Here is a 23,577-nt window from a genome sequence, read left to right as displayed (position 1 = left end):
ATTGATTGTAATAAATGTGAAATATACATTTCGATACAATTGGAAATATGAAAAATACTGATGCCATCAAAGCATTTCTGGCCCTAGGCCAAGAGACACGTTTGAATATCTTTCGTTTGGTAGTGCAGCGTGGTGATACTGGATTATCGCCGGGCGAGATTATTGAAAATCTAGGCGTAGCCAATGCCACACTGAGTTTTCACTTGAAAGAACTGGTGGGGGCTGATTTATTGTCGGTGGAGCGTCAAAGTCGCAATCTCATATATCGACCGAATGCCAACTTGGTTCAAGAGTTAAGCGGGTTTCTGCTTGAAAACTGCTGTGGTGGTAAATCATGTGCTCCGGTATCCATTATTAAAAAGGTTAAGGCTAAATGAAGCAGTTCAATATTCTCTTTTTATGCACCCATAATTCTGCTCGCTCCGTTTTAGGCGAGGCAATCGCTTCCACGCATTTAAGTGGAAAGTTTGTTGGTTACTCAGCAGGATCTACTCCTGGCACATCGGTTAATCCATTTGCGCGTGAGTTAGCTTTGCAGATGGGCTACGACGAATCAAAATTGCGCTCCAAGTCTTGGGATGAGTATGGCTTGCCCGATGCGCCTCAGATGGATTTTATTATTACTGTTTGTGATAACGCGGCCGGCGAAGTTTGCCCATTTTGGCCTGGTAGGCCCGCTACTGCGCATTGGGGATTCCCTGACCCATCTCAAGTGGCAGGATCAGATGACGATAAACGGCGCGCATTTAAAGAAGTCATGATTGGTCTTAAAAAACGTATTGATCTTCTGGCGGACATGCCTTTGGATCGACTCAATTCACTCAGCCTTCAAGAGATACACACCAAGTCATGAATACCGTTACCAGCAAGCTTTCCTTTTTAGATAGATACCTGACTGTATGGATTTTTACTGCCATGGCAGTAGGTATTGGCTTGGGGTATTTTGTCCCGGGGGTAGAGGGGTTTATTAATTCATTTCAAAGTGGAACAACCAATATTCCAATAGCCATCGGACTCATTCTCATGATGTACCCACCCTTTGCAAAGGTGAAGTACGAGGATTTGCCTGACGTGTTTAGAGATAAACGAATATTTGGTTTGGCATTCTTGCTCAATTGGATTGTGGCGCCTACTTTGATGTTCCTCTTGGCCATCATCTTTGTGCCCAGCCAGCCTGAATACATGGCTGGTCTCATACTCATTGGAATTGCGCCTTGTATCGCGATGGTGATCGTATGGAACGATATTGCTAAAGGTTCGACTGAGTATGCCGCAGGTTTAGTGGCCTTTAATGCCATCTTTCAAGTACTGTTCTTTAGTTTGTATGCTTATTTCTTCTTAACTGTCTTGCCGCCATACTTTGGCTTTGCAGGTTCTGTCGTTAATATCACGATCGGCGACATAGCGAAAACAGTTGCCATCTATCTTGGTGTTCCTTGTGTAGCAGGATTTTTAACCAGATACATTTCCCTAAAGTTTGTCTCAAGAGAGTGGTATCAAAATACTTTCGTTCCCAGAATTGGCAAGCTGACTTTGGTGGCTCTGCTCTTTACGATTGTGGTGATGTTTAGCTTAAAGGGAAAGCTCATTCTTCAGCTACCCATGGATGTCATCACGATAGCCATTCCATTGTTAATATTTTTTGTGGTGATGTTCTTGTTAACATTTTTCATCACCATCAAAATGGGCATTGAGTACAAGCGCTGCTGTACTTTGTCGTTTACAGCATCTAGTAATAACTTCGAGCTAGCCATTGCTGTAGCTATTGCAGTATTTGGGATTAACTCAGGTGCTGCATTTGCAGCAGTCATTGGACCCTTGGTTGAGGTGCCAATTATGGTGGGATTGGTCTCCGTTGCTCTTTGGCTGAGAGACCATTTCTTCGGCAGTAAATTAAGCCCTAATTAATGAAATAAATTAGGGTAAACCCTTGACTTTTGAAGAAGTAAGGAATATAGTGGTAACTCGCTGAGGGTTCGCCCGCAGCATTAAAGAGCGTACAGACGTAAAGTTTTACCGCAGATGTGGAGACTGTTAGTACGCTCTTTAAAAGACATCAATCGCAGTAGTGCGACCAATCAAGTTGGTTAATCGTTTAAAGCGAAACACTGCAGCAAAAACAAAAAATATCAAAACTTAATAACACTGTGAAAACAGCGGCAGGGTCTCTGCTTATCTGAATTTCTTAGCGCTTTAAACAAATAGCTAGACTAGGCTTGATGGCGATCAAGCATGCATCAGCGTCAGCGTTATTCATGACTGCATTTCTATAGCCAACATAATATAAGGACCAGATGGCATAGCAGCGCGCATCAATCTCGTCATATTTAAAATGTGCGAGGGCATCCGCAATGGGCTTGAGTATCTGCATCAACTGATCAATGATGAGCGCTTCATATTTGCCGGACCATTTCCATCCAAAAGCAGCGCCTTCTTTGCGAATACTTTTGATGCGGATATCTTGCTCATAAACATGCAGTAAATATTGCTCAATGAAGGCGAGAGCGCTTCTATGGGATGTATTTTTAAATGGCTCAATACCATCAATCAATTCCTGATTAACAATCAAGATCACCTCCGCCAGCAAGTCATGTTTGTCGACTCCGAGGCGGTACACCTGCATAGGGCTAATTCCAGCTTCTTTAGCAATTTCCCGAACACCCACATCCTCGTACCCACGGCTAGCAAAGAGCTGGTGGGCGATTTTTATCACTTGAGCTAAACGCTCTTGTGCTTTCTGGCTTTTCAGAGGATGTTGGCTAAGTTCCATATCTAGAAATTCATGGGTCTATGTAATAATTATAGGTATATTTGATAACATGTTAACAAAAATGAAGAACATTCAGAAGTTTCTTTTCTGCCTAGTAGCAATTATTGGTCTTGCTTCCTGCACCACCTATCGCTACGAGTACACAGCACCTCCAACCGAGTCAGGTAAAACCTGCGCGGTTCAGTGCATGAATACGAAGAATGTTTGCTACAGCGGAGCTCAGGCTCAGGCTCAAAATAATGCCAACATGTGTCAGCAGCAAAATAATTTTAGCTATCAAGCTTGCGTCAATAGAGCACAGAGTCATGATGACGTAAAGAAGTGCCACCCTAATGCCCAATATTGCCCAGTCAATCCAAGCTATTGGCAATGCGATGAATCCTATAGACAGTGTTTTGCCGCTTGTGGTGGAACTGTGCATATGTATAAGAACGAGTAACTTACTCAATAGAAGATGAAATTTAATCCAATAAGACTTTTGGTATTGTTTGGGGGCATAGTTTTTGGAAGCGTTGCTTACGCGCAATGCTCCACCGCTTCGGATCCAGTTTTTATAACCGGAAATCCTTGTCCTAATGTTGTTATAGCTACAAATAAAGCAGATGTTACAGTTCAGGCTGGCGCTCAGCTAGGAACTACATTTGGATCGCCAAATCCAGCCCTATCGATAGTGAATGTGTCAGTAGGAAACCTAAATAACTCAGGGCTTATTCAGGGTCAGTCAGCAAATACTAGCGGTATAGATATCGGTGGAACGTCAGTAGTAAGTAACTTAAACAATACAACAGAAATTAACGGTTCTAAATATGCTATTCAGATTTATGACTCTGCCAATATAGGGCGAATCAATAACACTGGGAGCATCATAAATTGTGCTAGTTGCGGAGCTAGCCTTTACCCAAATATTGGTATCTTTTTACGCCCAAACTCAAGTGGTTCGCCCTCCATTACAACGATTGATAACTTCGGAACAATAGGCGGAACTAATGGAGCAATCTATTTGGATACAGCGAATGGTGGGAATTCTGCCTCAATCGGAACGATTAATAATAGCGGTTCAATTAACGGCGGTCAGGACGCAGGAATCTTGGTTGGAACTGGCGATAGTATCGGAGTCATCAACAATAAAGCCGGCGGGGAAATTCGGACAGGCGCTTGTAATGGACTTGGCTGTTACAACTCCATACGAAATTGGGGAACTATTGCTGAAATTAATAACAATGGGTCAATCGTAGGAAGTTCTGGGTTTGGATTTATTGGATATGGTATTGAAAATAACGGAACGATCGTTACTATCAATAATGCGCAAACGAATCTTACCTACACTGGAACTTTACCTACGAATTACAGCATTATTATTTCAACCCCAACCAACTTCGGAAAAATTAGTGTAGTGAATGCGGGATCCAGCGTAACTAATTTTGGCATTGCTTCGGGTTCAGTCGTAACTGCAAAAACATATTCTGCAGTAATTTCCGGCGTGGGAAGTGGAAATTTTGTAAAAACATCAGGAACCTATCAAGGCATGACTTGGTCTCTCAATTCCTTGGGTTCTAATGTGTGGGATCTCAACTTTGTCGGCTCCAATACAAATGTTATATCAGCGAATAATCTAACTGCTCAGGGTCTTCAGACTGCCTTTGCCTTGCAGAACACTGTACTTGTAAATGGCTTTACCTATGACTGCCCGTTGTTTGATAAGAGTAATGTATGCGTATCTGTTGGTGGTCGCTATACAGCCGTGGATTCACAATCGGTTAACAGCAGCGCTGGTGTTTTGATTGGCGCCTATCGCTGGAACAGCCAAATACGTCTTGGTGCTTATATTGATCAAAATGTGTCAACTAACACCACAGGCATTATTAAGGTGAGCAATGGCTCTCCAATGGTGGGTTTATTTGGAGTATGGAATGAGCGCTTGGATGGTACTGGTGCAGAAGTGAGGGTTTCAGCTGGTTATGGGCAAAAGAACACCACCATGACACGCCCAGTAATTGATGGAACTGAGCCTGGTAGTGGTTCATCAACATTAACTTCACAAGGCGCACAAGCCATTGCTAAGTATGGTTTTGGTGTAACTGACAACACGGTAGTGGCGCCTTATGCTGGCTTGCGATATACCCAAAATAATATGAATGGCTATACAGAGGGCGCTTCAGCAACTGTGACCGCACCATTAACTTATGCACCATTAAATACCAATGCGACTACTATCGTGGCAGGTGTGGGCGCAACATATAAGATTGCCCCTCCAGTTACTTTGTTAGCTAGCGCTGGTGTTGAGTCCGATACCAATACCAACTACAGCTCTTACTCTGCCACAGGTTTATATGGTCTCACTTCGATCAATATGAACCCCAATCCAAAATACACCCGTCCAACAGCAATGTTAGGCGCCTACTATGATGTGGAAAAGAATCAGCGGATCAGTCTAACGGGTGTATATCGTCAAGCTCCATATCAAGGGGTGGGGGCAACAACTTATATGGCGCTCTACACGATCGGTTTATAGAGTTCCGTTAATTTAAATATTACTGAGATGCATCCAATAAACAAGATAGCAATCAAACTTCTAGTTTTTACTTTTGGCGTATTCTCAATTGTTGGAAGTGCGCTAGCTCTTGATTTAAAGGATCCCCTCCCGCCTGCGGGGGTCAGCTTTAAGTACGATATCTTTTACAAGGGCGAAAAAGTCGGAGAGCATCAACTTAAAGTCTTGCCCGATGGCGATCTCATTCGCTTAGATCACGCTAGAGAAGTAGATGTCAAGGTAATGTTTATCTCCGCTTTTACGGAGAAGCATCGATCTACCGAGTGGTGGACTAAAGTTCCTCATCTCAATAAGCTCAATGCCAAAACCCAAATGAATGGTAGTGAAGTCGATATAACCGGACAAATAGGACCAAATGGCCTACTCTTTAAAGTGGGTGACCAACAGGAGGTGGCTCCTTTAGATGCGGTTACTTTAGATAGTTATTGGTTTGCCAATGCCCCCAAACATCCGGTAGTGATTGATGTTTCGCAGGGGAAGGTGCTAATGACTAGCAGCAAAACAATGCCTGATGGTTCAATAGAGTTAACAGGAGATGGGTTTAAGGGTAAGTTCACTTACGAGGGAGATTTTCTATCCGTCGGTGAATTAACTCGTAATGGCAATACCGTCGTCTACAAAAAATCCATGGCTAAATAATTTTAGCTTTTACTTTCCAAAGAGTGCTTTAGTCGCCTTGGGATCTACTCGGTTGTCATACTTATTAGTAAAGCACTTTTTCTGCTTAGTCTCGCAATGTAAGCCACCGGTCATTGTGAAGCTGGTGGCATCGAAGTTTTCGATGCCCACCGTACGGATTTGATCCATTAATTTTTTGGATGCCTTTTTTCCTAACTCCATTTCAGTAATGGCAACAGAGACACCTTGTTCGTCTGCACAAAAACCGCTTTTCTGATCGCAAATGACGCCGCCTGGCTTGGGGTAAGTGATTGCGCTATTGGGGTTTGGTTGTGCAAACGCAGAAGGGCCCATGCAAAGCAGTGCGGCGCCAATGAGAAAGGTTTTGTTAAAAGATTTCATTATTGAATCACTCCTTTTGGTTCTTAAGCAGTATGACATAGCCCATTTTGTTCTATTTTGATTTAGAGTTAGTCTTAATCTAGAAATAATCGTGAAAATTGAATGAAAAATTTGAATACAGTAGTGCTGATTGGAGTGGGTTTTGGTTTGTTAGCCTGCTCAACCCCGCAAAGCGAATTCGGGGTCTATCAGCAGTCCGATGGAACGATTGGCGTGCATGCGCCTAAGTCTGCTAAAGAGAATGAGGCTCAGGAAGTAGCTCTTGCAGAGTGCAAGAAGCAGGGCAAAAGAACGGCGACGATTCTAGAAAGCAGAAAAACGGTCAATGACCGTTTTCCCTTAACGTATATCTATCTTTGCAGATAGCGGCGGCTAGTTATTCCGCCGATTGTTGGTGCTGGATTAGCTCAACAACCACTTCTTGATAGACTTGTTTACACACATTGCATCTAAAGCAAGGCCAAAGAACTCAGAACCATTGGTTACCAAGCTTTCAATCGCTTCCACTTTGCCTGACTTGATGCCACGCAAATAGGTTGCTGCGCGGTAGCGCAAGAAATGCTCAGTTACACCTTCCTCATTCTCAGTAGGGCATAACTCTAAGCTGCCATAACGAGTCTCTGGATTGATATTCAGAATTGCTAAGCTCAAAGCCCCAACCAATTTCTCAGGCACTGGGATCGGCACATAGGAGTAAAGGGAGATCATCATTTCTTCTTCATCTACTTCAATGATGTGATCAATATCTAGAACGTCTTTCTCGGTTAACTCGGTCTCACCAGAATCGCCTCCGCCAAATGTAGATTCAAACTGCAGCATCGCAGTATTGCTTCCTTTGGAGATCTCGATCATGTCAGGGTAGCCAAGCAAACCTTTCCACCAGTACATCAATGAGAAAGTACAAGGCTTGACTTCAACTAATCCTTTTTTAGTGGACTTTGCAAAATAGAGACCGTAAAACTCATCATCTTGCTCTAGACCATATTGGTCTACCTTAGGGGCTTTTGATGAAGCGGGTTTAGCAGTCTTCTTGGCAACTTTCTTGGCTGCTGGCTTTTTGGCCGCAGGTTTCTTTGCCGGTGTCTTCTTAGCTGCTACTTTTTTGGTAGCAGGCTTCTTTGCAGCCACTTTCTTGACTACTGGTTTTTTCACTACCTTTTTGACCGTCTTTTTGCTTGCTACTTTCTTAGCGGCAACCTTCTTGACAGCTTTTTTAGCGGGGGCTTTTTTTACCACCTTGGTAGCTACTTTCTTTTTTGCTGGAGACTTCTTTGTAGCCATGGTTTATTACCCTTCTTTTGGTAGTTATTGTGCTTAATGCACTTGCTGATATTACTGCAAATTCCTAGAGGAATTCGCCTTTCATACATGGGGTTTTTCCTGCAGATTACAAGGGAAGGGCTGAAATAAATAGATAGATTTGGCTATTGTTCTTGCAAAGGAGGGTTGCTACACTAAAAGCACTAAGTTTTCTACAACCCAAATATCAAGAGGATTTATGTTTCCTGAATATCGCGAACTCATCACCAAGTTAAAAACATCAGATCGTCATTTCTCGCACTTATTTGATAAGCATAATAATTTAGATCAGAAGATCCAAAGAATGGAGGTCCATTCTGAGCCAAGTACTCCAGAAGAAATCGAAACCTTGAAAAAAGAAAAGCTACTTCTTAAAGATCAGATTTATGCAGTCTTGAAAAAGGCGGCCAGTTAAGTACAGGCTATAGCAGAAAGCCTAGATGCTCAATGGATCTAGGCTTTTTTCAGAAAGCAGGCTTTGAGGAGCATATTGCCGGCTTCGGTTCTGCAATCTACCTCATGGTCTCCGGGTACCAGTCGAATGCCTTTAATTTTGGTGCCGACCTTCAGGGTTGTGGAAGATCCTTTGACCTTCAGGTCCTTAATGAGGGTGACGGTATCGCCATCCGCTAATAGGTTGCCATTTGCATCTTTGACTATGAGGCCTGCCTCAACTTCTTCAGCAGCCCCAATCATTGGCCATTCATGGCCGCACTGCGCACAAACGAAATTTTCCCCGTCTGGGTAAGTCGTATCTTCCTGGCAAGCAGGACACTTTGGTAGATTCTCTGTGCTCATGGATCTATTTTAGTCTAGGGGCGCATCTATCCCCCCAATCACTTCCACTCCAATTAGAATGGTGAGGTGAATAAAGTGCTGAAGATTTCCCTGATTGCTTTTGTAGGTAGCGTTGCCATTGCTGGTCTAGGCGCTTGGTATGCGGCATCTTTTATTAATCCTACTGAATTAACTAAGCTGCTGAGCTCCTCAGTCAAGGAAGCTACTGGACGTGATTTGAAAATCACTGGGCCAGTAAGCCTCAATCTTTTCCCATCTATTAGCGTAAAGGCTGAACAGGTCTCACTCAGCAATACTGCTTGGGCAAGCAATCCAGACATGTTGGCGTTAAAGCAGATTGAGTTGGACATCAGGCTATGGCCTTTGCTTAAAGGTAGCGTTGAGATCAGGAAAATGAATATCACGGGTCTAGAGGCATATCTCCAAACGAATAAAGCAGGGAATGGAAATTGGAATCTCACTCCCCCCACTATGAATCCCAGCGCTCCTAACGCTCCAGGGGCGCAGTCAGCAAGCAGCGTTTCTTCGGATAATGTTCTTGTGTCTATTGGAGCTCTTGAGGTGGTTGATGCTCGTATTCACTATCAAGATAATGGAAATTCTGTAAAGGTGATAAATGTTCCTAAATTATCTCTAATGAGTGATGACGGCAAGTCTACGATTTTGATGGATCTTCAGTATGCAAAATACACTCTGAATTTAAAGGGCAAAACAGGTTCACTTCGCAACGCCTACTTTGCTTGGAACCAGGCACCAGCAAAAATAGATCTGGATTTAGTTTTGACATTAAATGAGAAGTCAGTTGATATTACGGGTGAAATTAATAAGGCGCCTCAGTCTTTGGCACAATTTAATATCAAGTTGAACTCCAAGTCTTTTGATTTAGCGCCTTTAGCAGGCTCGGCAGCAATAGCCAATTCCGCTGCTAAATCTGGTCCTGTGACTACTCATCAGCCCCAAGGAAAATATTTTTTCTCAGATGAGGCATTACCTTTCGATCTTTTGCCGCTAGCTGATGGCTCGATCAATATCGATATTGCCGAACTTGGGGTGCCCAACCAAGCGCCATTTTCTAATTTTAAAACTACCATTCAATTTAAGAATGACCAAATTGATGCAAAAGATTTGAGTTTTAATGTTGGCAAAGGGAAGGCTCAGGCCCATCTTTCTGTATCAGGATTTAATAGCAATGCACCTAATATCTCTTTTAATGGTGTGGCCAAAGACTATACATTGGAGCAAATTGTTGCGACCACGGATTCTAGTGCGAAGGTTTCTGGTGGAGCCACTCATATTGCCTGGAATTTAAAAGGAAGTGGCATAAGCCCTCATCAGTTAGTCAGTCGAGCGAATGGCGTTATTCAAGTATCGATTGGGCCAGCTAAGCTAGATTCAAAATTTATAAACAAGGGCGGAGATTTTTTGATTACGGTTTTCGATGAAATCAATCCACTTTATAAGAAATCAAACCAAACCATTTTGGATTGCGCTGTTGCTTATTTACCGATCAACGCCGGGGTAGTTGGTATTCAGAATTCAGTTGGTATTGAAACGGATCGCTTGAATATTGTCCTTTCAGGATCTGTAAATCTGGATACTGAAGCCCTGAATATCAACATTAGTCCAAGCGAGAAATCGGGTTTAACAACGGGTTTGGATTTAGGTGGCCTCGTCAAAATTGAGGGAACCTTGCAAAATCCTAAGGCTGGAGTAAATAAGACTGGAGTAGTCACTAGCGCCGCCTCGATTGGTCTGGGCTTTTTGACTGGCGGGATTAGCATTGCCGCCGAGAATGCTAAATCATTGATGACCAAGTCACAGCCATGCAAAACTGCGCTGCATCCTTGGTCAAGCATTAATCCCGCAAGTAATTAACCTTTGGGATGTATTTCTTAAAAAACGAGGCCGCTGACAAAGAGGCTAAACAAAGAAATAAAGATGCTGGCAAAGAATGCGGTCCAAAAGCTGGAGATCGTAAAGCCACTCACTACTGCAGAAACCAGCATCAATACCAACGCATTGATCACTAGCAAGAAGAGACCCATCGTCACTACCGTCAGTGGTAGCGTGAATAAAATAAGCAATGGTTTAACGATTGCGTTGGCAAAGCCCAACAGTAGGGCGGCAATTAAGAGTGAGCCACTATCCGCAAAGCGCAAGCCGCTAAAGATATAGCTGGCGACCCAAAGGGATAAGGAGGTTAAGCCCCACTGGACTAGAAATAGCGTTAGGTTACTCATATATATCCTTTGATCTATTGATGGGAACTCATTCCCTGAGACTATATTATCAGTTGATTAATAGTGCGGGGGAATTTCATCTCTGAGACTTCCGCCCCCACCACCGCTGCTACTGGCTTGCTCTTTGATGGCTTTGAGTTCGCGATACAGAAATTCAATTTGCTGTTGCTGTTTGTATACCGTCTCATTGAGCTTTTCAATTAAGTCTTCTGTAAAGCTGAGTTTGATTTCTAGATTGGTGATGCGTTCTTCAGACATATTCAATTGACTTTCTTATTCTGAGACGAGCTCAAAACGCCCATCTTCCATTTCTGTTTTAGGCCTAATCCAAAAGTCATGGGATTGCATGGATTCATATACATAAGCAGGCTCTAACGTTGCTTCTACGTTTGCTAAAAAAGCGACTTTATAAAAGCCGCCAGTCTTGATGTGTCTCAACTTACTACCCGGCTTAAAGAGGCCATCGTCAGGATCGGCCATTTTGGGTTTACTCATGTCAACAATGCACTTTCTCGGTATGATCTAGCGATGGCAAATTCCATCCCATACTCCATTCTAGATATATCTCCGATCCCTCAGGGGTTTACTGCTGCCGATGCGTTGCGTAATTCATTGGATGTGGCTAGGCATGCTGAAAAATGGGGTTATACCCGCTATTGGGTAGCAGAGCATCACAATATGACGGGTAATGCGAGCTCAGCAACTGCAGTACTTCTAGGCTATATAGCTGGCGGCACTTCTCACATTCGAGTGGGTTCCGGTGGCGTAATGCTGCCTAACCATGCCCCTCTCGTCATTGCTGAGCAATTTGGCACCTTAGAGTCTTTGTACCCAGGACGAATTGAACTCGGCTTGGGAAGGGCGCCTGGCACCGATCAAATGACTGCGAGGGCGTTGCGCCGAGATTTACTAGGGAGCGATGATCGCTTTCCTCAAGATGTTCGTGAGTTGCAACATTATTTTGGCCCTCTTCAAGAAGGGCAGGCCGTAAAAGCAATCCCGGGTATCGGTACTAATGTACCTATTTGGATTCTGGGTTCAAGTCTCTATGGCGCCCAATTGGCAGCACATTTTGGTTTGCCTTATGCTTTTGCTTCACACTTTGCTCCAGAGCAATTATTGGAGGCGATGAAGATTTACCGTGAGCTATTTAAGCCTTCAGCACAACAAGCTAAACCTTATTCTGCATTTGTGATGAATGTAGTGGCTGCAGACACCGATGAAGAAGCTCAGCATCTATTTACTACGCTGCAACAGAATGTTGTCAGAATGCGTCGCAATACACGAGGGCAGTTACCGCCTCCAATTACTGACATCAATGAATTTTGTGAGCCTCATGAGCAAGCTGCTGCAGAACATACCTTGCAGGTCTCAGTAGTTGGTTCGCTAGAAACGATTCAAAAGGGTATGCTTCATTGGTTAGACCTCACCGGCGCCAATGAGCTCATCTTTACAGGACAAATTTTTGATCATCAAGCGCGCCTAAGATCGTTTGAGATTGCAGCGCAGGCCGCCAAAAGTCTATAGAGATAGGACGTTGTAATCTGCAGTAATCAGAACTTGTTCTTTGGCGGATTGATTCGCAAATCGTAAGACTTCATTGTCTTTGCTGATTAAGATGCAGGGCTTTACTGTATAGGCAAGATCTAGAAAGACTTGATCGTCCGGGTCTTGGCATACCCAAGGTGCCTTTATAAGGCTTTGATCATCAAACACCTTGGCAAGACTCAGCCATTTATTGAGGGTTAGCCCTTGTTGTGCTTCATCCAAGGAAAATAAGGGACGCGCAATGACGTCGGCAAATTCTTCTAGTGTGCTTTGAGTGGCCAAGGCCTCAATATTGCCTTCGATCAGCACTTGCTTTAAATGAAGCGCCCTAAAGTCATTAAAGACAAAGAGATCTAGCAAGACATTGGTATCAAAAACAATCGTTTGCATTTCTTAAAACCTATTTACTAATGATTAACTGCTGCGCCAAATCTCAGGGGTAATGGTGACTTGCCCATGATCAGAGGATACGTAGACCTCACCATCTTGAATGTTGACATGAATCACCATGCTTCGCTCGACCAACTTATTCAGTTCTTCAGCCTGTTCGGCTGGAATTGAAACTACTTGTAAGTTGCGCGCGCGAGTAAGCTTGTTTGCAATGCCATCCCACCAGATTTTGCTGGTGTGTCCACCATAGCAATAGACAATCACTTGATCTGAGCGACCACAGGCTTTCAGAATACGGCGTTCATCAGGCTGGCCGATCTCAATCCATAGCTTAATTGCGTCAGTGAGATCTTTAATCCAGAGATCTGGTTCATCGGTATCACTCAAACCTTTTGTAAACACCAAGTCTTCTTGCGCCTGTAATGCAAAGGCAATAATGCGGATCATCATCCGCTGCTCAGTTTCTGAGGGATGTTTGGCGATAGTTAGGGAGTGGCTGCCATAGTAATGACGGTCAGAATCTGCGACATGAAGGTCGGCTTTGTGAATAGTTGCGCGTAGAGCCATGACCCATTATCGCCTTTATGAGCCAACTCTTGGTCTGAGTGATCTCATAACCAGTATTATTTGGCTTGTGGCTCTTGCTGAGCCTAGAAATGCCTCAAATTACTGTGTATCGTAAAACTCATGATCCGTATTACTGAATTACGTCTGCCAATTGACCACGCTCCTGAAGCCTTGGAGATGGCGATCTTGAAGCGCCTCAATTTAGACCCTAAGGACTTAATAACCTTCGTGGTCTTTAAGCGTAGCTACGACGCCAGAAAAAATGTCGCTCTTTCGTTTATTTACACAGTCGATTTATCAGTAAAAAATGAGGATGACCTCCTCAAGAAATTCGCAGGCGATATTCATGTAAGACCATCTCCAGATACAAGCTACCACTTCGTAGCAAAAGCTCCTGAATCAATTAATAGTGGCAAGGCAATGCGCCCGGTTGTCGTTGGGTTTGGACCATGCGGCATTTTTGCTGCACTTGTATTGGCACAAATGGGCTTTAAACCCATTGTTCTTGAGCGTGGCAAAAAAGTACGTGAACGTACTCAAGATACTTGGGGTTTATGGCGTAAAAATGTATTGAACCCAGAATCCAATGTGCAGTTTGGTGAGGGTGGGGCTGGTACGTTTTCAGATGGTAAGTTGTATAGCCAGATTAAGGATTCTAAGTTTTATGGCCGCAAGGTTATCAATGAGTTCGTCAAAGCTGGTGCGCCAGAAGAAATTACCTATGTAGCCAAACCTCATATTGGCACCTTCCGCTTGGTAGGCGTAGTTGAGAAGATGCGTCAAGAAATTATTGATCTAGGTGGCGAGATTCGGTTTTCACAAAAGGTGATTGGCTTTGATATCGAGAATGAGCACATTACTGGGGTCAAAATAGAAGGCCAGCCCGACTTATCTGCTAGCCATGTGATCTTGGCTCTTGGGCATAGCGCGCGCGATACTTTCGAAGCATTGCATCACGCTGGGGTCTTTATGGAAGCTAAACCTTTTTCAGTAGGCTTTCGCATTGAACATCCACAGTCACTAATCGACAAAGCGCGCCTTGGCCCTCATGCCGGCAACGAGTTAATTGGCGCAGCTGATTATAAACTGGTGCATCACGCTAAAAATGGCCGCTCTGTCTATAGCTTTTGCATGTGCCCTGGTGGAACAGTAGTTGCTGCCACCTCCGAACCAAACCGAGTAGTGACGAATGGCATGAGTCAATATTCTCGTAACGAACGAAATGCTAATGCAGGTATCGTAGTTGGTATTACCCCGGAAGATTACCCTGGTAGCCCACTAGCTGGAATTGAGTTTCAGAGGGCAATAGAGTCCAAGGCTTTCGAATTGGGCGGTAGAACTTATGAAGCGCCAGGTCAACTCATTGGTGATTTTCTAGAGGGAAGACCGTCTACGCAATTTGGCAGTGTTATCCCATCCTATAGGCCGGGCGTTCATTTAACAGACCTGGCAGAAAGTTTGCCTGCTTATGCTATCGAGGCAATTCGGGAGGCGATCCCAGCCTTTGAAAAGCAAATTAAAGGCTTTTCTATGAAGGATGCCGTATTAACCGGTGTAGAGACACGCACATCCTCTCCTTTGCGGATTACTCGAGGTCCTAATTATCAGAGCCTGAATATCAAAGGGCTATATCCAGCTGGCGAGGGCGCTGGCTATGCGGGCGGTATCTTGTCTGCCGGTGTCGATGGGATTAAAGTAGCAGAAGCGGTTGCGCTAGACTTTCTGTCAAAGTAAATATCACTGAAGATCTTCATGAACCCAGTAGCAACGAATTCATCAGCCGAGGAAAAAGAAGTCTTATTCCATCCAGAGCTATTGAAAAAGTTTGATATCAATGGACCGCGATATACCTCCTACCCAAGCGCCGATCGTTTTCATAGTGATTTTTCTGAGGTCGACTATTTAGGGGCTCTCAATAGAGTGGCGAAAGCCAATGAGCCTCTTTCCCTATATTTTCATTTACCGTTTTGTCCCAATATTTGCTACTACTGTGGTTGCAACAAGATCATCACAAAAGATCATGGACGTAGTGCCAAATACATAAAGTACCTAGCAAAAGAGATGGCGATGGTTACCCAGGCTATGGGTGCTCAGAAAAAGATTCCAGTGACGCAATTGCATTGGGGTGGTGGTACACCAACCTTTCTGTCGCATGATGAGATGACGGAGTTGATGCATCACACCCGCGAGCATTTTGAGCTTTTGCCTGGCGGCGAGTATTCCATTGAGATTGATCCAAGGCGTGTTACTGAGCAAGATATTGCCCTCTTAGCGGACTTGGGCTTTAATCGCATTAGCTTAGGAGTACAAGACTTCAACTTAGCAGTTCAAGAGGCTGTGCATCGGGTCCAAACGATTGAAGAAACTCAAGCGGTAATGGATTGGTCCAGAAAGTATGGATTTAAATCCAGAAGCGTGGATTTAATCTACGGCCTACCAAAACAAACGCCGGAAACCTTTAAAGAAACCGTAGACGCAGTATTGGCCATGAACCCCGATCGCCTATCGGTCTACAACTATGCCCATTTGCCCCATATCTTTAAGCCGCAGCGCCGGATTGCTGAGGCAGATTTACCTGCTGCTGCAGACAAGCTCGATATTCTCTCCAATACCATTGCGCGCTTAGGCGAGGCTGGTTATGTCTTTATTGGTATGGACCATTTTGCTAAACCTGATGATGAATTAGCAATCGCCCAAAAAGAAGGAAAACTGCATCGCAACTTCCAAGGTTATTCGACGCAGGCAGAGTGCGATCTTCTGGCATTTGGAATTTCATCTATTGGCAAGGTAGATGATTGCTACTCTCAAAATGTCCGCACCTTGGACGAATATTACGACTCGCTTGATCATAGGCATCTCCCAGTCTTGCGAGGTTTGCAGCTCGACAAAGATGATCTGCTGCGTCGAGAGCTTATTGGTGAATTGATGTGTCAATTTGCCTTGGATACCAAAGCATTTGCAACATCACATCAAATTGATTTTTCTAGCTACTTTAAAATTGAGATAGAAGAGTTAAAAAATCTAGAGGAAGCTGGGCTATTGGATTGGGAGGGGCAGAATATGCTCGTTCCTACCAAAGGTCGCCTCTTAGCAAGAAGGGTGGCCATGACCTTTGATCGACACTTAAGAGAATCTCAAGCAAAAGGCACGTATTCCAAGGTTCTATAAGGGTAAAGCGCCGCCAATTTGATCTAGATCAAATAAGCCCTTCAACAGTGTTGCTTTTTAGCAAACAAAAAATTCCCAAGCGCTTCCAATTTGATTTACATCAAATTGCGCCCCCTGCATCAATTCGAAAATGATCTCATCGAAATTGATAACAAAAAGGTAAACCATCATGCGTATTAAGACACTCGTAGCAGCAATGGCTGCAGTAGCATCCTTAGCCCCAATCGCAGCACAAGCTCAAGCAGAAGAAAATCCATGGATGGTGCGTGTGCGCGCGGTGGATTTGCTTTGGCAAAATGGCCAGTCAAATGGCGGCTATGCAGGCGCAGGCGTTCAACAGAACAACGTACGCGCTAAAAATCAATGGATTCCTGAGTTTGATATTTCCTATTTCTTTACAAAGAACATCGCGGCTGAGTTGGTATTGACTTATCCACAGCGCGTAAATATCTACTCCAATTTAACTTCTGGCCCAACAGGTACCATTACAGCATTACCTCCTTCATTGTTACTGCAATACCACTTTACAGAATTGGGCGCATTCAAGCCATACGTCGGTGCTGGTATTAATTACACAATCTTCTCCAATCGAAATAATTTCTCAGTTGGTGGAAACAATAATGTTTTGACAGTTGATCAAAATAGCGTTGGCTTTGTAGGGCAAGTAGGCGCTGACTATATGCTCGACAAAAACTGGGGTCTTAATTTGGATGTTAAGTACGCCACAATGAGCACCAATGTAACTGGTCAAAATGCTTTGGCAGCAACAGGCAATATTGGCAAGCTGACATTGAACCCATGGATGCCTGCTGTTGGTGTGACTTACAAGTTCTAAGAATTCAGTTCTTAGGTCTTGAGATGGGGCTCCTTAGGAGCCCTATTTTTTTGTTTTTTTGATTCGCAGTTATGGCGCCAAGTCGTCAATCAGCTTTGTAAACGCTACTTCTGTAAAAGAGAAGTTATCAAAACGGTGTAAAGCAAAATGGATTGGCGGCTCTGTTCTGCGTTTGGCATATTGATCCCAGTGAGCAAGTTTCCATTCATCCCTAGGGTCGGCTCGTTTTTCCATCCGTTTTCTAGCTTCTGTTTCCTCTAAATCAATCCAGGCAATCTGAATGGATGTTTGTGGAGGCACCCCAAGCTTTTGGGGGTCAAACATTCTCCCGCTCTGAATCTCTTTAGAGAATGGACCTACCAAAATCACATTCACGCCGAGGCGTAAGTTCTCTCTAGCAATATCAATGAGGCCCTGGTATTCCCAATCTCGAAGGTTTTTGAGGTAATAGGGGCTATCACGGTCATTGGGATTCTGGGTCGTCAGTTTCATGACATGGGCGCTAAAGGCGCCATAGGCAGTGTCTTTGTCTAGAAAGAAAAAATCTTCCCCTGTTTTTTCAATTAGCAAAGGCAGAGCCCTTTTAGCCAAAGTCGATTTGCCGGTACCGGCATGTCCTGCAAAGAGGATCAGGCGGGGCGCAGAGGGTGTTAGTTTGCAAACCATAGGTAGCTAGTCTCGCAGATATTGATGAAAATATCTCCTCTTTTGGGGAAGTGACGATAATGTCGCCATGGCTTTAATCGTACTCACTGATGCAAAACTGGCTTTTGGCCACGTTGACCTCCTCGCAAACACCGCTTTTTCACTCGAATCGGGTGAACGTGTTGGCTTAATTGGCCGTAATGGCACTGGCAAATCTTCTTTATTGAAGATAATGGCCGGCATCGAAAAATTGGATGATGGGTTGCTGCAATATCAGCAAGGCTTGAGGATTGCCTACGTTCCTCAGGAGCCTATTTTTGAAGCGGAAGAAACTATTTTTGAGGCGGTCTCCAAGGGTGTTGCCCAAGCTAAGGCCTTACGTGAGGAGTATGAAGCTCTTAGCGTTGGCGAATGGGACGATGCCTCCCATCATCGCTTGGACGAAGTGCAGTCACAATTAGAGGCATTGAGTGGCTGGAATTGGGAGCAACGCGTTCATGAAACTTTAGATCGCCTGCATCTCGAAGCAGATCTCAAGATCAATACACTTTCTGGCGGCACAAAAAAACGGGTTGCATTAGCACGCGCTTTGGTCGAGATGCCAGACGTACTGCTGTTGGATGAGCCAACCAACCATTTGGATTTGGACTCAATTGCTTGGTTAGAGGAGTTACTCAAGGAATATCAGGGCTCAGTCATTTTGATTACCCATGACCGCGCCTTCTTGGATAACGTTTGCACCCAAATTGTAGAGTTGGATCGCGGCATTTTACGGAGCTACCCCGGAAACTTTACTCAGTATGAAGTTTTGAAAGAGCAAGAGCTTAACTCTGAATCTTTAGCCAATGCCCGTGCCGATAAGTTATTGGCGCAAGAAGAGGTGTGGATACGTAAAGGAGTTGAGGCACGTCGTACTCGAAGTGTTGCCAGAATTGCCCGCTTAGAAAATTTACGTAGTAGCCGTGCCGAGCGCAGAGATGCGATGGGGCAAGTGAAATTGGCAGTTTCTGCTGGAGACCGTAGCGGCAAGATTGTGGCCGATCTCCAAAACGTCAGCAAGACTTATGATCGTCCGATTGTGAAAGATTTCACGGCAACGATTTTGCGCGGTGATAAGGTAGGTCTACTAGGCCCCAACGGTGCAGGTAAGACAACCTTACTCAAATTAATACTGGGTACGATTGCTCCGGACTCTGGCACTGCAACTATGGGCACTCGTATTGAAGTAGCTTACTTTGATCAAATGCGTGAAGGGTTAGATCTCAATGCCTCATTGGAAGATTACATTAGTCCTGGCAGCGAATGGATAGAAATCAACGGCAATAAAAAGCATGTGAAGAGTTATTTGAGTGATTTCTTATTTGCTCCTGAGAGAACAAATTCTCCTGTGAGTACGCTTTCCGGCGGAGAGCGCAATCGTTTACTGTTGGCTCGCTTGTTTGCGCGCCCAGCAAACGTTTTAGTCTTGGATGAGCCAACAAATGACTTGGATATTGATACCTTAGATTTGCTCGAGCAACTTTTGCAAGATTACAAGGGTACTGTTTTCCTCGTAAGCCATGATCGCTATTTCTTGGATAACGTTGTCACGAGCATTATTGCGAATGAGGGTGATGGTTTCTGGCGTGAATACGAAGGCGGTTACGAGGATTGGAAAATCCAGAAGGCACGCTCAGATAAAATTCGCGCCGCGAATGCTAATCCAAAGTCGATAGAAAAATCCGAACCTAAAGCAGAGGTAAAGGCTGAAGTGAAGTCTGAGGCTAAGAAGGAAGACAAGCCAGCAACCAAGAACGGCGTTCAAAAGCTTAATGGCAAGGAACGTCAGGAGCTAGAGGCTTTGCCATTGCAGATTGAAGTCCTGGAAACAGAGCAGGCTGATATTGGTATTGCCATGAGCAACCCAGATTTGTATAAAAATGAACCTGAGTTGGCGGCAAGTATGCAAGCCCGCCTAAGCGAAATTACTGCTCAATTAGATCAAAAGCTGCAACGTTGGGAGCAGCTTTTAAGTCGTTCAGAATCTTAATGTAAAAGTCTAGTTGCGCGGTAGGCGGGCGCGCAACTGGGCAATTTCATCGAGTAGGTCTAGTGCGAGTGCAACGCCAGGTACATTTAACTCAAGATCATGTGTCAGGTGCGCTGCAGTTTTCGCTCTTCTCAAGGAATCACCACTAAAGCGCCAATCTTCTGGCGATGATCCAACTGGACTGAGCACTCCTTCTGAAACCCAGGTCATGATGAGATCTTCCGGCGTGCGCGAGGCGTGAGAGAGTTCCACAATCGTCATATGAACTTCATTCTCTACGACGCTGCCTTCAATCCAAGTGATATTGGTTTGTGTCATCTCGATCATCCCTTCAAGTGAGTTCTGGGGTTGAAATCAAAAGCTTTCTCAAAGGTTTGATAGGCTTCTTTATGGGCATCAGTATCGGCTGGTGGTAAAGCGATAGTAGGGACAACATAAAGATCGCCAGGTTCCGCACTGGGAATACCTTTACCTTTGAGTCGCATTTTGCGACCCGCTAATGTGCCTGCTGGAATCTTTAATTCCAAAGTGCTGCCTGCTGGAGTGGGAACATTGACTGTTGTTCCCAGAGCAGCCTCCCAAGGTGCTAAAGGAATATCAATGAAGACATCCTTTCCTTCAATACGATAAATGGGGTTAGGGTGGAAATCAATTTCTAGATAAAGGTCGCCAGCAGGACCTTCACCAACACCAGGACCACCTTGTCCAGAGAGTCGCAGATTTTGTCCAGACTTAATGCCCTTAGGAATGCTCACATCTAATTTGCGCTCTTGTGTACTGACATGACCATTCGCATCTTGCGTAGGCATATGCAGTGCAATCGTACGCTTGGCACCGTTATAAGCATCAGCCAGATCAATCAAAATTTTGGCATGATGATCTTGTCCTTTGAAGTTCATGCCCTGTCGAGCATTACCACTGCGTCCACCTTGGCGATGTTTGCCTCTGCCAAATAGAGATTCAAAGAATTCGCTTTGATCACCCTCAAACCCACCGCCATAACCTGGGTGACCACCGCCAAATCCACCATCGGAATATTCAAAGCCTTCATTCCAATTTGGGGGAGGGGTAAAGTCTTGACCGTTTTTCCAGTTCTCGCCAAATCGATCGTAGGCTGCGCGTTTCTCGGTATCTTTTAAAACGGCATAAGCTTCGCCGATTTGCTTGAACTGCTCTTCAGCGCCAGATTCTTTGTTTACGTCTGGATGGAATTTGCGGGCCATTTTGCGATAGGCTGATTTAATCTCAGCTTCAGTAGCGCCGCGAGCAACACCGAGTGTTTCGTAGTAATCCCTAAATTTCATAAGCCTGTTTCAGTTTCGTTTCAGTCTGGGTTGAGCTAATAGGATTAATTCTACAGTTCTCTTAGCTCATTACCCCAATTTGCCAGGGAACAAATTCATAGTCTCCTAGACCAAGGAGTTCGCTTTTGGAAGGTTCGCCAGAGGCGGTGCGGAGGAATAACTCAAATATCTGCTGTCCCATCTCCTGGACGGAGACTGTGCCATCCAAAATCTCTCCGCAATTAATGTCCATATCCTCTGTAAGGCGTTGATACATCGGCGTATTAGTGGCTAGCTTGATACAAGGCGCTGGCTTGGAGCCAAACATGGAGCCGCGGCCTGTAGTGAAGGCGATCAGATTGGCGCCCCCGGCGATTTGGCCGGTTGCTGATACGGGGTCAAATCCTGGGGTGTCCATGAACACAAAGCCTTTGGTACTTACGGGCTCAGCATATTGATAGACCTCCATCAGAGGGCCTGTCCCACCCTTCATGGAAGATCCAAGGGATTTTTCAAAAATATTGGCTAAGCCACCAATTTGATTGCCGGGACTTACTTGCCCATTAATTTGTACATCTCTGCCAACGGAGTATTCATCTTTCCACCAGCGAATCCGCTTAATGAGTTTTTCACCTACCGTTTTATTTACTGCTCGACGGGTCAGGGTGTGTTCAACCCCATAAATCTCCGGTGTCTCTGAAAGAATTCCCGTACCACCATGGCGGGACAAAATATCGATCGCCGCTCCTAAGGCGGGGTTAGCGGTGATTGATGAAAAGCCGTCAGATCCCCCACATTGCAAGCCAACACATAAGTGACTTGCAGCAACCGTTTCACGTTTTACTTTGTTTGCTGCTGGAAGCAGTGCCTTAACAGCCTCTATGCCAGCCTCAATGGTTTTGCGTGTGCCGCCGGATTCTTGCATGATGAAGGTATGCAGAGTATTTCCTTCAACTAGGTCTTCCTGCTCCATCAAACCTTTGAGTTGATTGCGTTCACAGCCTAATCCAACAATCAGCGCCGCAGCAAGGTTAGGGTGGCGAGCATAGCCTGCCATAGTACGGCGCAGTAGTTCCATAGGTTCGCCACTCATTTCCATGCCACAACCGATGTCATGGCTAAATGCCACCACACCATCGATATTGGGAAATTCTTTCAGTCGTTCTGGTGTAAACCAATCCGCAATCCTGTTCACTACTGTTGCTGAGCAGTTCACTGTGGAAAGAATGCCAATGAAATTACGCGTGCCAACTTTTCCATTGGCTCGAACATATCCCTGAAAGGTGGCGCGCTCTAATTCGGGTAAGAGTTCGGTTGGTTTGTATTCGCTCGCGTAAGCATAGTCACGATCAAACTCTCTGAACTCAGTATTGTGACTATGCACCATCGTTCCCGCATCAATATCGGTATTAGCAAAACCCACCGTCACGTTATATTTTAGGATGGGCTCACCCTTAAGAATTTTCTTGGCGGCAATTTTGTAACCTGCAGGTACTTGGCTGCGGCTCGTGAAATTCTCGCTAGGAACTTCGGCGCCAATACCAATGTCCACTCGAGCAACTACGATATTGTCATTTGGATGCAGTCGAATAATCGGACCGGCTAGTTTCTTGCCAGAAGTTTCAATCATGAGCTTTAAGATTTAAGGGTGATGCCAGATCGTATGCTTAAGCTAGGAAATAATTAATGACTCAAGTCAAAAATCAGCACTTCTGCATCTACGCCATTATTGATTTCTAGCTTGGTTTCATTCTCAATGAGAAGGGCATCTCCAGCAGCCAATTTTTGACCATTGATCGTGATGGCTCCGCGAATGAGGTGAGCATAGGCTTTTCGTTTTGGGTCAAGCTGTACTGTGGCAGTTTGAGTCCCATTAAAAAGTCCAGCATATATGGTTGCATCAGCGTGAATTTTCACGGCACCATCACCCCCAGTTGGGGATGCGATGATGCGCAACTTGCCATCTTTTTCTATTTCAGGGATAGATTGTTGTTCGTAGCTAGGATCAATCTCGGAAACATTAGGCTCTATCCAGATTTGTAAAAAATGGGTTGTTTGATCTTTAGCATGATTGAACTCACTATGAGTTACTCCGCTACCTGCGCTCATGCGTTGGACATCTCCTGGCGGGATTCCTTTGACATTTCCTATGCTATCTTCGTGTGCCAGCTCTCCAGACAGTACGTAACTAATAATCTCCATATTGCGATGGCTGTGCTTGCCAAAACCCATTCCAGCAGCCACCCGATCCTCGTTAATGACGCGCAGGTTCCCCCAACCCATAAAGCGAGGGTCATGGTAGCCGGCAAATGAAAAGGAGTGAAAGCTTTTAAGCCAGCCATGATCGGCATAGCCGCGTTCCTGGGATTTTCTAAGGGTTATCATGTTTTCAGGGTATTCAAAAGTGCATTAAAGGAATCAGAATAAGCACATT

The 23,577-nt window shown here is 44.7% G+C and carries 28 protein-coding genes; 14 read left to right on the top strand and 14 right to left on the bottom strand.

Going from position 1 to position 23,577, the window contains the following annotated elements; all coding sequences use genetic code 11:
• Positions 1–47 precede the first annotated feature (47 nt).
• The 3 genes from ICN33_RS00725 to arsB are packed head-to-tail and all read left to right on the top strand — an operon-like array spanning position 48 to position 1,908.
• Positions 48–377, top strand: a complete 330-nt coding sequence (locus ICN33_RS00725) for a helix-turn-helix transcriptional regulator (protein ID WP_216193606.1) — start codon at positions 48–50, stop codon at positions 375–377.
• Positions 374–853 (top strand): arsenate reductase ArsC, encoded by a 480-nt coding sequence (locus tag ICN33_RS00720; protein WP_216193604.1) that lies wholly within the window; start codon positions 374–376, stop codon positions 851–853. Before ICN33_RS00725 ends, ICN33_RS00720 begins: the two co-directional genes overlap by 4 nt.
• Complete coding sequence (gene arsB, locus ICN33_RS00715) at positions 850–1,908, top strand: ACR3 family arsenite efflux transporter (RefSeq protein ID WP_216193602.1); 1,059 nt, start codon at positions 850–852, stop codon at positions 1,906–1,908. The genes ICN33_RS00720 and arsB overlap by 4 nt, the downstream gene beginning before the upstream one ends.
• 277 nt (positions 1,909–2,185) lie before the next feature.
• On the opposite strand, the gene ICN33_RS00710 is transcribed toward arsB, so the two are convergent.
• Positions 2,186–2,770: a TetR/AcrR family transcriptional regulator gene (locus ICN33_RS00710; protein WP_216193600.1), complete on the bottom strand. Its 585-nt coding sequence runs from the start codon at positions 2,768–2,770 to the stop codon at positions 2,186–2,188.
• A gap of 49 nt (positions 2,771–2,819) precedes the next feature.
• On the opposite strand from ICN33_RS00710, the gene ICN33_RS00705 reads away from it, so the two are divergent.
• Genes ICN33_RS00705 through ICN33_RS00695 form a run of 3 tightly spaced genes read left to right on the top strand, consistent with a single transcriptional unit; the run spans position 2,820 to position 5,960 of the window.
• Positions 2,820–3,209: a hypothetical protein gene (locus tag ICN33_RS00705; protein WP_216193598.1), complete on the top strand. Its 390-nt coding sequence runs from the start codon at positions 2,820–2,822 to the stop codon at positions 3,207–3,209.
• Between the two features lie 15 nt (positions 3,210–3,224).
• Complete coding sequence (locus tag ICN33_RS00700) at positions 3,225–5,282, top strand: autotransporter outer membrane beta-barrel domain-containing protein (RefSeq protein ID WP_216193596.1); 2,058 nt, start codon at positions 3,225–3,227, stop codon at positions 5,280–5,282.
• A gap of 27 nt (positions 5,283–5,309) precedes the next feature.
• Positions 5,310–5,960: a DUF6134 family protein gene (locus ICN33_RS00695; RefSeq protein WP_216193594.1), complete on the top strand. Its 651-nt coding sequence runs from the start codon at positions 5,310–5,312 to the stop codon at positions 5,958–5,960.
• Between the two features lie 9 nt (positions 5,961–5,969).
• On the opposite strand, the gene ICN33_RS00690 is transcribed toward ICN33_RS00695, so the two are convergent.
• A complete protein-coding gene (locus ICN33_RS00690) occupies positions 5,970–6,341 on the bottom strand; it encodes a YcgJ family protein (RefSeq protein ID WP_216193592.1) in 372 nt (123 codons plus the stop codon).
• Positions 6,342–6,443: 102 nt separating this feature from the next.
• On the opposite strand from ICN33_RS00690, the gene ICN33_RS00685 reads away from it, so the two are divergent.
• Complete coding sequence (locus ICN33_RS00685; protein WP_216193590.1) at positions 6,444–6,707, top strand: hypothetical protein; 264 nt, start codon at positions 6,444–6,446, stop codon at positions 6,705–6,707.
• A 36-nt stretch (positions 6,708–6,743) separates the two neighbouring features.
• Here the strand turns inward: ICN33_RS00685 and ICN33_RS00680 are convergent, their stop codons facing one another.
• The gene (locus ICN33_RS00680) at positions 6,744–7,622 is read right to left on the bottom strand and encodes a hypothetical protein (RefSeq protein WP_216193587.1); all 879 of its coding nucleotides are present in this window, start codon (positions 7,620–7,622) and stop codon (positions 6,744–6,746) included.
• A 217-nt stretch (positions 7,623–7,839) separates the two neighbouring features.
• Between ICN33_RS00680 and ICN33_RS00675 the strand changes: the two genes are divergently transcribed.
• On the top strand, positions 7,840–8,055 hold the full coding sequence (locus ICN33_RS00675) for a YdcH family protein (RefSeq protein WP_216193585.1): 216 nt from the start codon (positions 7,840–7,842) through the stop codon (positions 8,053–8,055).
• 38 nt (positions 8,056–8,093) lie between these two features.
• Here ICN33_RS00675 and ICN33_RS00670 read toward each other — a convergent pair whose 3' ends face one another.
• Positions 8,094–8,438 carry a zinc ribbon domain-containing protein YjdM gene (locus ICN33_RS00670; protein WP_216193583.1) on the bottom strand — a complete coding sequence of 115 codons (345 nt, stop codon included), beginning with the start codon at positions 8,436–8,438 and terminating at the stop codon, positions 8,094–8,096.
• A gap of 66 nt (positions 8,439–8,504) precedes the next feature.
• On the opposite strand from ICN33_RS00670, the gene ICN33_RS00665 reads away from it, so the two are divergent.
• Positions 8,505–10,313, top strand: coding sequence for an AsmA family protein (locus ICN33_RS00665; protein ID WP_216193581.1), 1,809 nt, complete (start codon positions 8,505–8,507; stop codon positions 10,311–10,313).
• Between the two features lie 17 nt (positions 10,314–10,330).
• Here the strand turns inward: ICN33_RS00665 and ICN33_RS00660 are convergent, their stop codons facing one another.
• Genes ICN33_RS00660 through ICN33_RS00650 form a run of 3 tightly spaced genes read right to left on the bottom strand, consistent with a single transcriptional unit; the run spans position 10,331 to position 11,173 of the window.
• Positions 10,331–10,678 (bottom strand): phage holin family protein, encoded by a 348-nt coding sequence (locus ICN33_RS00660; protein WP_216193579.1) that lies wholly within the window; start codon positions 10,676–10,678, stop codon positions 10,331–10,333.
• A 57-nt stretch (positions 10,679–10,735) separates the two neighbouring features.
• Positions 10,736–10,936, bottom strand: coding sequence for a SlyX family protein (locus ICN33_RS00655; RefSeq protein ID WP_216193577.1), 201 nt, complete (start codon positions 10,934–10,936; stop codon positions 10,736–10,738).
• A 15-nt stretch (positions 10,937–10,951) separates the two neighbouring features.
• Entirely contained in the window at positions 10,952–11,173 is a 222-nt protein-coding gene (locus tag ICN33_RS00650) for a hypothetical protein (RefSeq protein WP_216193575.1), read from the bottom strand.
• 33 nt (positions 11,174–11,206) lie between these two features.
• On the opposite strand from ICN33_RS00650, the gene ICN33_RS00645 reads away from it, so the two are divergent.
• Positions 11,207–12,205 (top strand): LLM class flavin-dependent oxidoreductase, encoded by a 999-nt coding sequence (locus tag ICN33_RS00645; RefSeq protein WP_216193572.1) that lies wholly within the window; start codon positions 11,207–11,209, stop codon positions 12,203–12,205.
• Here ICN33_RS00645 and ICN33_RS00640 read toward each other — a convergent pair.
• Together ICN33_RS00640 and ICN33_RS00635 are read right to left on the bottom strand one after the other, a co-directional pair.
• The gene (locus ICN33_RS00640; protein WP_216193570.1) at positions 12,200–12,616 is read right to left on the bottom strand and encodes a putative toxin-antitoxin system toxin component, PIN family; all 417 of its coding nucleotides are present in this window, start codon (positions 12,614–12,616) and stop codon (positions 12,200–12,202) included. The genes ICN33_RS00645 and ICN33_RS00640 overlap by 6 nt on opposite strands.
• 24 nt (positions 12,617–12,640) lie before the next feature.
• Positions 12,641–13,183: a YaeQ family protein gene (locus ICN33_RS00635; protein WP_216193569.1), complete on the bottom strand. Its 543-nt coding sequence runs from the start codon at positions 13,181–13,183 to the stop codon at positions 12,641–12,643.
• Between the two features lie 120 nt (positions 13,184–13,303).
• On the opposite strand from ICN33_RS00635, the gene ICN33_RS00630 reads away from it, so the two are divergent.
• The 3 genes from ICN33_RS00630 (at position 13,304) to ICN33_RS00620 (ending at position 17,186) form a co-directional block, all read left to right on the top strand.
• Positions 13,304–14,917 carry an NAD(P)/FAD-dependent oxidoreductase gene (locus ICN33_RS00630; protein ID WP_216193567.1) on the top strand — a complete coding sequence of 538 codons (1,614 nt, stop codon included), beginning with the start codon at positions 13,304–13,306 and terminating at the stop codon, positions 14,915–14,917.
• Between the two features lie 18 nt (positions 14,918–14,935).
• Positions 14,936–16,351: an oxygen-independent coproporphyrinogen III oxidase gene (hemN, locus tag ICN33_RS00625; protein WP_216193564.1), complete on the top strand. Its 1,416-nt coding sequence runs from the start codon at positions 14,936–14,938 to the stop codon at positions 16,349–16,351.
• A gap of 169 nt (positions 16,352–16,520) precedes the next feature.
• Positions 16,521–17,186 (top strand): OmpW family protein, encoded by a 666-nt coding sequence (locus ICN33_RS00620; RefSeq protein WP_216193562.1) that lies wholly within the window; start codon positions 16,521–16,523, stop codon positions 17,184–17,186.
• A 69-nt stretch (positions 17,187–17,255) separates the two neighbouring features.
• On the opposite strand, the gene ICN33_RS00615 is transcribed toward ICN33_RS00620, so the two are convergent.
• The gene (locus tag ICN33_RS00615) at positions 17,256–17,852 is read right to left on the bottom strand and encodes an ATP-binding protein (protein WP_216193560.1); all 597 of its coding nucleotides are present in this window, start codon (positions 17,850–17,852) and stop codon (positions 17,256–17,258) included.
• Positions 17,853–17,919: 67 nt separating this feature from the next.
• Between ICN33_RS00615 and ICN33_RS00610 the strand changes: the two genes are divergently transcribed.
• On the top strand, positions 17,920–19,860 hold the full coding sequence (locus ICN33_RS00610; protein WP_216193559.1) for an ATP-binding cassette domain-containing protein: 1,941 nt from the start codon (positions 17,920–17,922) through the stop codon (positions 19,858–19,860).
• A gap of 9 nt (positions 19,861–19,869) precedes the next feature.
• On the opposite strand, the gene ICN33_RS00605 is transcribed toward ICN33_RS00610, so the two are convergent.
• From ICN33_RS00605 to ICN33_RS00590, 4 genes are all read right to left on the bottom strand, one after another.
• Positions 19,870–20,178 carry a chaperone modulator CbpM gene (locus ICN33_RS00605; RefSeq protein ID WP_216193557.1) on the bottom strand — a complete coding sequence of 103 codons (309 nt, stop codon included), beginning with the start codon at positions 20,176–20,178 and terminating at the stop codon, positions 19,870–19,872.
• 5 nt (positions 20,179–20,183) lie between these two features.
• The gene (locus ICN33_RS00600) at positions 20,184–21,164 is read right to left on the bottom strand and encodes a DnaJ C-terminal domain-containing protein (protein WP_216193555.1); all 981 of its coding nucleotides are present in this window, start codon (positions 21,162–21,164) and stop codon (positions 20,184–20,186) included.
• Between the two features lie 61 nt (positions 21,165–21,225).
• The gene (locus tag ICN33_RS00595) at positions 21,226–22,773 is read right to left on the bottom strand and encodes a UxaA family hydrolase (RefSeq protein ID WP_216193553.1); all 1,548 of its coding nucleotides are present in this window, start codon (positions 22,771–22,773) and stop codon (positions 21,226–21,228) included.
• Between the two features lie 53 nt (positions 22,774–22,826).
• Positions 22,827–23,528: a pirin family protein gene (locus ICN33_RS00590; protein WP_216193551.1), complete on the bottom strand. Its 702-nt coding sequence runs from the start codon at positions 23,526–23,528 to the stop codon at positions 22,827–22,829.
• Positions 23,529–23,577: the final 49 nt, after the last annotated feature.

Origin of the sequence: Polynucleobacter sp. UB-Tiil-W10 (assembly GCF_018881605.1) — a bacterium.
GTDB lineage: Bacteria > Pseudomonadota > Gammaproteobacteria > Burkholderiales > Burkholderiaceae > Polynucleobacter.
The sequence above is the reverse complement of the archived record's forward strand: the minus strand, read 5'-3'. Positions and strand labels throughout refer to the sequence as shown.

Coding starts and splice junctions, on each gene's coding strand:
- ICN33_RS00725 (WP_216193606.1), top strand. CDS start 48: ATGAAAAATACTGATGCCATCAAAGCATTTCTGGCCCTAGGCCAAGAG.
- ICN33_RS00720 (WP_216193604.1), top strand. CDS start 374: ATGAAGCAGTTCAATATTCTCTTTTTATGCACCCATAATTCTGCTCGC.
- arsB (WP_216193602.1), top strand. CDS start 850: ATGAATACCGTTACCAGCAAGCTTTCCTTTTTAGATAGATACCTGACT.
- ICN33_RS00710 (WP_216193600.1), bottom strand. CDS start 2,770: ATGGAACTTAGCCAACATCCTCTGAAAAGCCAGAAAGCACAAGAGCGT.
- ICN33_RS00705 (WP_216193598.1), top strand. CDS start 2,820: ATGTTAACAAAAATGAAGAACATTCAGAAGTTTCTTTTCTGCCTAGTA.
- ICN33_RS00700 (WP_216193596.1), top strand. CDS start 3,225: ATGAAATTTAATCCAATAAGACTTTTGGTATTGTTTGGGGGCATAGTT.
- ICN33_RS00695 (WP_216193594.1), top strand. CDS start 5,310: ATGCATCCAATAAACAAGATAGCAATCAAACTTCTAGTTTTTACTTTT.
- ICN33_RS00690 (WP_216193592.1), bottom strand. CDS start 6,341: ATGAAATCTTTTAACAAAACCTTTCTCATTGGCGCCGCACTGCTTTGC.
- ICN33_RS00685 (WP_216193590.1), top strand. CDS start 6,444: ATGAAAAATTTGAATACAGTAGTGCTGATTGGAGTGGGTTTTGGTTTG.
- ICN33_RS00680 (WP_216193587.1), bottom strand. CDS start 7,622: ATGGCTACAAAGAAGTCTCCAGCAAAAAAGAAAGTAGCTACCAAGGTG.
- ICN33_RS00675 (WP_216193585.1), top strand. CDS start 7,840: ATGTTTCCTGAATATCGCGAACTCATCACCAAGTTAAAAACATCAGAT.
- ICN33_RS00670 (WP_216193583.1), bottom strand. CDS start 8,438: ATGAGCACAGAGAATCTACCAAAGTGTCCTGCTTGCCAGGAAGATACG.
- ICN33_RS00660 (WP_216193579.1), bottom strand. CDS start 10,678: ATGAGTAACCTAACGCTATTTCTAGTCCAGTGGGGCTTAACCTCCTTA.
- ICN33_RS00655 (WP_216193577.1), bottom strand. CDS start 10,936: ATGTCTGAAGAACGCATCACCAATCTAGAAATCAAACTCAGCTTTACA.
- ICN33_RS00650 (WP_216193575.1), bottom strand. CDS start 11,173: ATGAGTAAACCCAAAATGGCCGATCCTGACGATGGCCTCTTTAAGCCG.
- ICN33_RS00645 (WP_216193572.1), top strand. CDS start 11,207: ATGGCAAATTCCATCCCATACTCCATTCTAGATATATCTCCGATCCCT.
- ICN33_RS00640 (WP_216193570.1), bottom strand. CDS start 12,616: ATGCAAACGATTGTTTTTGATACCAATGTCTTGCTAGATCTCTTTGTC.
- ICN33_RS00635 (WP_216193569.1), bottom strand. CDS start 13,183: ATGGCTCTACGCGCAACTATTCACAAAGCCGACCTTCATGTCGCAGAT.
- ICN33_RS00630 (WP_216193567.1), top strand. CDS start 13,304: ATGATCCGTATTACTGAATTACGTCTGCCAATTGACCACGCTCCTGAA.
- hemN (WP_216193564.1), top strand. CDS start 14,936: ATGAACCCAGTAGCAACGAATTCATCAGCCGAGGAAAAAGAAGTCTTA.
- ICN33_RS00620 (WP_216193562.1), top strand. CDS start 16,521: ATGCGTATTAAGACACTCGTAGCAGCAATGGCTGCAGTAGCATCCTTA.
- ICN33_RS00615 (WP_216193560.1), bottom strand. CDS start 17,852: ATGGTTTGCAAACTAACACCCTCTGCGCCCCGCCTGATCCTCTTTGCA.
- ICN33_RS00610 (WP_216193559.1), top strand. CDS start 17,920: ATGGCTTTAATCGTACTCACTGATGCAAAACTGGCTTTTGGCCACGTT.
- ICN33_RS00605 (WP_216193557.1), bottom strand. CDS start 20,178: ATGACACAAACCAATATCACTTGGATTGAAGGCAGCGTCGTAGAGAAT.
- ICN33_RS00600 (WP_216193555.1), bottom strand. CDS start 21,164: ATGAAATTTAGGGATTACTACGAAACACTCGGTGTTGCTCGCGGCGCT.
- ICN33_RS00595 (WP_216193553.1), bottom strand. CDS start 22,773: ATGATTGAAACTTCTGGCAAGAAACTAGCCGGTCCGATTATTCGACTG.
- ICN33_RS00590 (WP_216193551.1), bottom strand. CDS start 23,528: ATGATAACCCTTAGAAAATCCCAGGAACGCGGCTATGCCGATCATGGC.